This is a genomic window from Colwellia sp. BRX10-4 (assembly GCF_014077465.1).
Lineage (GTDB): Bacteria > Pseudomonadota > Gammaproteobacteria > Enterobacterales > Alteromonadaceae > Colwellia_A.
Map to the genome: position 1 here is coordinate 1 of NZ_JACGVZ010000051.1, position 5,031 is coordinate 5,031.

Annotated in this window: 9 protein-coding genes; all 9 read left to right on the forward strand. The window is 36.1% G+C overall.

From position 1 onward, the window contains the following. Positions 1–140 precede the first annotated feature (140 nt). The 9 genes from H4J67_RS19335 to H4J67_RS19375 all read left to right on the forward strand — a co-directional run bounded on the left by H4J67_RS19335 (position 141) and on the right by H4J67_RS19375 (position 4,481). Positions 141–521: a hypothetical protein gene (locus tag H4J67_RS19335; RefSeq protein ID WP_182204742.1), complete on the forward strand. Its 381-nt coding sequence runs from the start codon at positions 141–143 to the stop codon at positions 519–521. 118 nt (positions 522–639) lie between these two features. Continuing rightward, complete coding sequence (locus H4J67_RS19340) at positions 640–1,149, forward strand: RDD family protein (RefSeq protein WP_182204743.1); 510 nt, start codon at positions 640–642, stop codon at positions 1,147–1,149. 100 nt (positions 1,150–1,249) lie between these two features. After that, positions 1,250–1,531, forward strand: coding sequence for a hypothetical protein (locus tag H4J67_RS19345; protein WP_182172826.1), 282 nt, complete (start codon positions 1,250–1,252; stop codon positions 1,529–1,531). Positions 1,532–1,638: 107 nt separating this feature from the next. Beyond that, positions 1,639–1,998, forward strand: coding sequence for a PDZ domain-containing protein (locus tag H4J67_RS19350; RefSeq protein WP_182176826.1), 360 nt, complete (start codon positions 1,639–1,641; stop codon positions 1,996–1,998). A 106-nt stretch (positions 1,999–2,104) separates the two neighbouring features. Continuing rightward, positions 2,105–2,785, forward strand: coding sequence for a hypothetical protein (locus H4J67_RS19355; protein WP_182204745.1), 681 nt, complete (start codon positions 2,105–2,107; stop codon positions 2,783–2,785). Between the two features lie 115 nt (positions 2,786–2,900). After that, a complete protein-coding gene (locus H4J67_RS19360; protein WP_182179655.1) occupies positions 2,901–3,251 on the forward strand; it encodes a hypothetical protein in 351 nt (116 codons plus the stop codon). A gap of 102 nt (positions 3,252–3,353) precedes the next feature. After that, on the forward strand, positions 3,354–3,644 hold the full coding sequence (locus H4J67_RS19365) for a hypothetical protein (RefSeq protein WP_182204747.1): 291 nt from the start codon (positions 3,354–3,356) through the stop codon (positions 3,642–3,644). A 107-nt stretch (positions 3,645–3,751) separates the two neighbouring features. After that, positions 3,752–4,177, forward strand: coding sequence for an Imm26 family immunity protein (locus H4J67_RS19370; RefSeq protein WP_182204748.1), 426 nt, complete (start codon positions 3,752–3,754; stop codon positions 4,175–4,177). An 85-nt stretch (positions 4,178–4,262) separates the two neighbouring features. Then, the gene (locus H4J67_RS19375; protein ID WP_182204750.1) at positions 4,263–4,481 is read left to right on the forward strand and encodes an Imm27 family immunity protein; all 219 of its coding nucleotides are present in this window, start codon (positions 4,263–4,265) and stop codon (positions 4,479–4,481) included. Positions 4,482–5,031: the final 550 nt, after the last annotated feature.

Sequence of the window (5,031 nt, forward strand, 5' to 3'; positions counted from 1 at the left end):
CCTAAAACAGAGTCAGAGTAAAATACTTATAACAAGTCATTAAAGCAGGACAAAAAACAGTTGGTTTTTGCTCCTGCGTCGCTTATTTTAACCAACTGTTTTTTGCCTCTTAATGAGGCGTTATGTGCTAAGGAAGGTTCATGGTTCAATTGTCTCCTCAGAATATAGAATTAGAGTTAAAAGCATATTGCCAGAAATGGCTTTTACTTCTATCTCAAGGTGACTTTGAACAAGCAAATGAACTTATTTCTGCCCCAAACAATTATGGTGCTCGCTGGGGTAAACAGGAAGTAACTGAAGCTGTAGTTGATTACTTTGATAGCGAGTCAGACTTTCAAGTTCAAAATACAGAAATATCATTTTGCACACCTGAGTTTTTAGAATGTGATGATGGTAGTTTACTATACGGTTTTTACTTTCCTGTAAATGGTGAAATAACAGACCTAACAGTAGAGTTCGAATTTAATCGTATAAGTGGTAATGAATTCAGCGCTACTATAAATGATATACATGTGCTCTAGCTAAACAGCACATAACAAGAAAATCAACAAGGACACGTAACAGTTGGCTACGTTTCGCTTCGCTACACAATTTTAGCCAACCATTACTTAGCCTGTTATTTAGGCGTTAGAGGCACTCATGGTTGAGTATAAATATAAAACATTCTGGCCTAGATTTTGGGCTGGATTTATCGATGAATTAATTTTCATACCAATGGCTTTCTTTAGCGATTGGTTATTTGGCCTGGAGCTGAATGGTGTCGTTAATTTCATATATTATGCACTTATTCATACCTTAAGTTATTACTTTTATACGGTCTACATGCACGGTAAATTTGGTCAAACTATCGGTAAAATGCTTATGAAAATTAAAGTTTCAAAAGTAAATGGAGAGCCATTTACTTATAAAAGAGCATTATATCGAGATAGTGTCATTATAGGCGCGGCTATTTTAATTCTGTTTATTGAAGCTGGACCTATTTTAAGTGGTATAAATCCATTTTTAGCAACAGAAGGCAGTCAAGCGTTTCAAGTACTTATTTGGGTACAACTTGCTTGGTTTATGATTGAGTTCATGACTATGTTAACTAATAACAAAAGAAGAGCTGTTCACGACTTTATTGCAGGGTCAGTGGTTACGCGCCTCTAACAAGCCACTCAAGCAGGACAAATAACAGTTGGCTTTGTTCGCTTCGCTCTCTATTTTAGCCAACTATCATTTGCCTCTTAGTGGGGCGTTAGGTAAGCAAATGGATATTGTAGAAAAATTTAGAGTTCAGAGTAAAAAAAGAATTATCAATACTGTGTTAGCTTTGATGTTTTGGATACCAGCTTTAGCAATCAGTTATTATGACTTAACTTTTAGTTTTATCCCTATGCGAATGGATTACTTTGATCTTATTTTAAAAGCTTTAGGTTTGGTTTTTATCGTGTTGGCATATCGGAATTCTCTTTGTCCAAAATGTGACAGTATTGCTGGTAATGGTTGGGCTGTCGATGAATGCAAAAGTTGCGGTGTAAAGCTTACCTAACAAGCTGTTAAACAAGGACAAAAAACAGTTGGCTGTTTTCGTTCCTCAACATTTTAGCCAACAATTTTTTGCCTGTTAACAGGGCGTTAGGCTTATAAAGAGGTTATATGTTCATTTCAAGGTTTAGTTTATCAATAGCATTTTTATTTTTACTGGTTCCAACATCATTATTAGCTAAAGAAAAGCTAAAAATTGGTGTGACTTGGGATTACACGGCCAGTGGTTTTTTTAGTCCCGAAGTAGTTGAGTTGATTGCTAACAAAGTTATTGTTAATTCTCCTGCTGCTAAAGCGGGATTAGAGGTAGGACACAAGGTTATATCTATTGAGGGTTGCGAAATACCGGGTTGTTCAGCTTCGATCGCAAAAGACTTCTTAAAAATGCCCATTGGGTCTGTATTGCATCTAGTAGTTGAAACGTCTAATGGCAATACAAAAGAAATAAATATCGAGGTAGGTAAAGCCTAACAAGAACTTCAAACGGAACAAAAACAGTTGGTTAGGTTCCGCTTCGCTTCACATTTTAACCAACTATTTTTGTCCGCTTAAGTGGGCGTTATATGGTAATTAGAGTATGGTGAATATCTCAACTCCATGGAAAAAAAGCAGAACTTTTGGTGACATCTACGGTGGACGTCGAAGGCTTCGTTTGAATGATAATATATTTCAAAGAGCTCATAGTTTAAAAAAACCATCGGACAATGATGAATTACCTATATTAATTCAAGATAATCCATCTCGTGATTTTTTATTCCCTATAACTGCCGAAGATGCCAAGCAAGCTATACAAGCTTTACCAAATAATGATGCAGAAGGCATAACTCATATATGGTTACGGCGTTTGAATAAAACTGAATATGAAAAAGGCCAATTGCCTTTAGCAGAATTTATATGTGGTAGCGGTGTTCGTTTAATTATTCTTTATCCATTCCCTAAGTCCTTAAAGATGGACTTGGGAAATAAAAAACCATCGGCTCGTAAGCTCAAAGAGCTTCAAAAGTTTTGTGACAATATTTCACATTCAAAAGACGGATGGAGTATCCAATGGGATATTGATAGTCTTAAAAAATATTATGTTAATAATCTTCTTTATCATGAAATTGGTCATCATGTTGATTGGTACTCTAGGCATTGGAGTTCTGCTAATAATAAGAAACTTGAAGAGTTTGCTGACCAATATGCTATTCAAAAAACAGCATTGGCAACTGAAGTTATAAATAAGTTACAAAATCAGTGTGGTGAAGTTACCATATAACAAGCCATTCAAGCAGGACTTTAAACAGTTGGCTAGGTTCCGCTTCGCTTCACATTTTAGCCAACAATTAAAAGCCTCTTAATGGGGCGTTATGTTGCAAAAGGAGATGCAGTTCATGAATCAGATTAAGAGTAACTTTCAAATATTAGCCGCTACAGCTTCAACGCTTTATTTTGGCTTGTTTGCGTATGGAGCTTTTATCTTCATTAAAGAATTTGAAAATGTATTTGATTCGTTTGAATCGGAGCTACCATTTCAAACATCTTTATTAATTGGCACTTATCGTTACTGGGGTATTTTAGGTTTAATCTCTGCTTTTATTTTGTTTAAAGTGAGTAAATGTAAAAGTAGTAAATCTATGTCGGTGCTTATTTGGCTTGGTGTTTTGTCAATATTATTAGTAGTGTTTGCTATTTGGGGTATTTATAGCCCTGTACTCGAAGGTAGCGGGCAAGCTGCAACATAACAAGCCACTCAAGCAGGACAAATAACAGTTGGTTTTGTTCGCTTCGCTCTCTATTATAACCAACTATTATTTGCCTCTTAGTGGGGCGTTAGGTATACCATCATGCTGGATGAGTTTCGCTACATACTGACAGAAATTAAAGTTGTTGCAGATCCAAAATGGGGAGCATCAATTGAATTAATTGATTATGAACACCGAGATTATATCGAGGATGTGCTTACAGAGCACTTTGATTTAGAATCGGCTTTTCAATCTAACGAAGATGTGACAAATGATTACGTTTTATATTTTTGTGATAATGCCAGCTTTGACCAAGTTGCCGAAGTAGTAAAAAAAATTAATGAGTATCACCGAGTTAACGATAAAGAATATGCAATAGTAGGGTATACCTAACAAGCCACTCAAGCAGGACAAATAACAGTTGGTTTTGTTCGCTTCGCTATCTATTATAACCAACTATTATTTGCCTCTTAGTGGGGCGTTATGTTGCTTGAGAATGTATGACAACTGGTAAACATTGGACTCCTGGGAATTACATAGAGATTCCTGTTGGAGACAACAAACACTGCTACGGTGTTGTTACATTAACTGAGCGATTGGCTGTGGTTGATTATTGCGATACTGAAAAACTAAACCCAGAAGAAATAGTCTCATTACCTATTTTGTTTGAAGTTACGGTAATGAAATATGGCATTGGTAAAAATGGTTGGCCGATAGCGGGAAAGGTTGAACTTAACGATAGATTCAAAACTAAACCTTACTACTACAAGAAAGATATGATTAATGGCAAATATAATATTGTGGATCACACATGGATGAATGAAGTTCCTGCTACCAAAGAAGAATGCCAACACTTAGAAGTTGCGGCAGCTTGGGATCCTTGTCATATCGAGGAGAGGTTAAATGAACATTATGGTCTACAGTAATCGCAACATAACAAACCAATTAATCCGACCTCAACTCGCTGCGCTCTTTGTGTCGGCTTATTGGGGCGTTAGGTGTAAAGGAAGTATGAGTGTAATTTCAGGGAGTGAAGCAGTTGAAAACTACATTAGTCTTAACCTCGTTAAAGTCGCAACTGATAAAACTGGTTGGGATACTCTCTACTTAAATACAACCTTAAATCAATACTGGGTGTGCACATATCCAAATGCAGAAATGCATGGTGGTGGACAACCGCAACTTCAGCAAGTTACTGAACTAGTTGCCAAAAAAGAGTTTGGTGTGTAATTTACACCTAACAAGGCGTTCAAACGGACAAAAAACAGTTGGCTGTTTCACTTCGTTCACAATTTTAGCCAACAATTTTTTGCCGCTTAACGTGGCGTTAGTTGTACAACCATTGAGTAAATCTTATGAAGCAAAAGTCTACTATTTTTTACTGGGTTCTATTGTTAATTTGTTTAATTGTAATACTAGCTGGTGTTTATCAATTAGGTAACATAATTGGTTATGCGCTGTACTCAAGTAGTTTCAGTTTTGAATCAATTAGTATCTGGCAAATAGGGCTAATTGGTTCAGGCGTTTGCGGGATATTCGAATTTATAAGAACGATTAAAAAACTGAAAGTGTCACAACAGTACAACTAACAAGGCATTCAAACGGACAAAAATTAGTTGGCTGTTTTCACTCCGTTCAACATTTTAGCCAACTAATTTTTGCCGCTTAATGTGGCGTTATGCGGCATTGCGAATTCGATTAAATGTAATTGTGGTAGTTGTCTTTTCTTTATCTTGGTTATTTACGCGTAATTAAATCTATTTCACTTTTTGGTTAAATA

Bases quoted from the DNA above. Each gene is read 5' to 3' on its own strand.
- H4J67_RS19335 (WP_182204742.1), top strand. From the start codon at position 141: ATGGTTCAATTGTCTCCTCAGAATATAGAATTAGAGTTAAAAGCATAT.
- H4J67_RS19340 (WP_182204743.1), top strand. From the start codon at position 640: ATGGTTGAGTATAAATATAAAACATTCTGGCCTAGATTTTGGGCTGGA.
- H4J67_RS19345 (WP_182172826.1), top strand. From the start codon at position 1,250: ATGGATATTGTAGAAAAATTTAGAGTTCAGAGTAAAAAAAGAATTATC.
- H4J67_RS19350 (WP_182176826.1), top strand. From the start codon at position 1,639: ATGTTCATTTCAAGGTTTAGTTTATCAATAGCATTTTTATTTTTACTG.
- H4J67_RS19355 (WP_182204745.1), top strand. From the start codon at position 2,105: ATGGTGAATATCTCAACTCCATGGAAAAAAAGCAGAACTTTTGGTGAC.
- H4J67_RS19360 (WP_182179655.1), top strand. From the start codon at position 2,901: ATGAATCAGATTAAGAGTAACTTTCAAATATTAGCCGCTACAGCTTCA.
- H4J67_RS19365 (WP_182204747.1), top strand. From the start codon at position 3,354: ATGCTGGATGAGTTTCGCTACATACTGACAGAAATTAAAGTTGTTGCA.
- H4J67_RS19370 (WP_182204748.1), top strand. From the start codon at position 3,752: ATGACAACTGGTAAACATTGGACTCCTGGGAATTACATAGAGATTCCT.
- H4J67_RS19375 (WP_182204750.1), top strand. From the start codon at position 4,263: ATGAGTGTAATTTCAGGGAGTGAAGCAGTTGAAAACTACATTAGTCTT.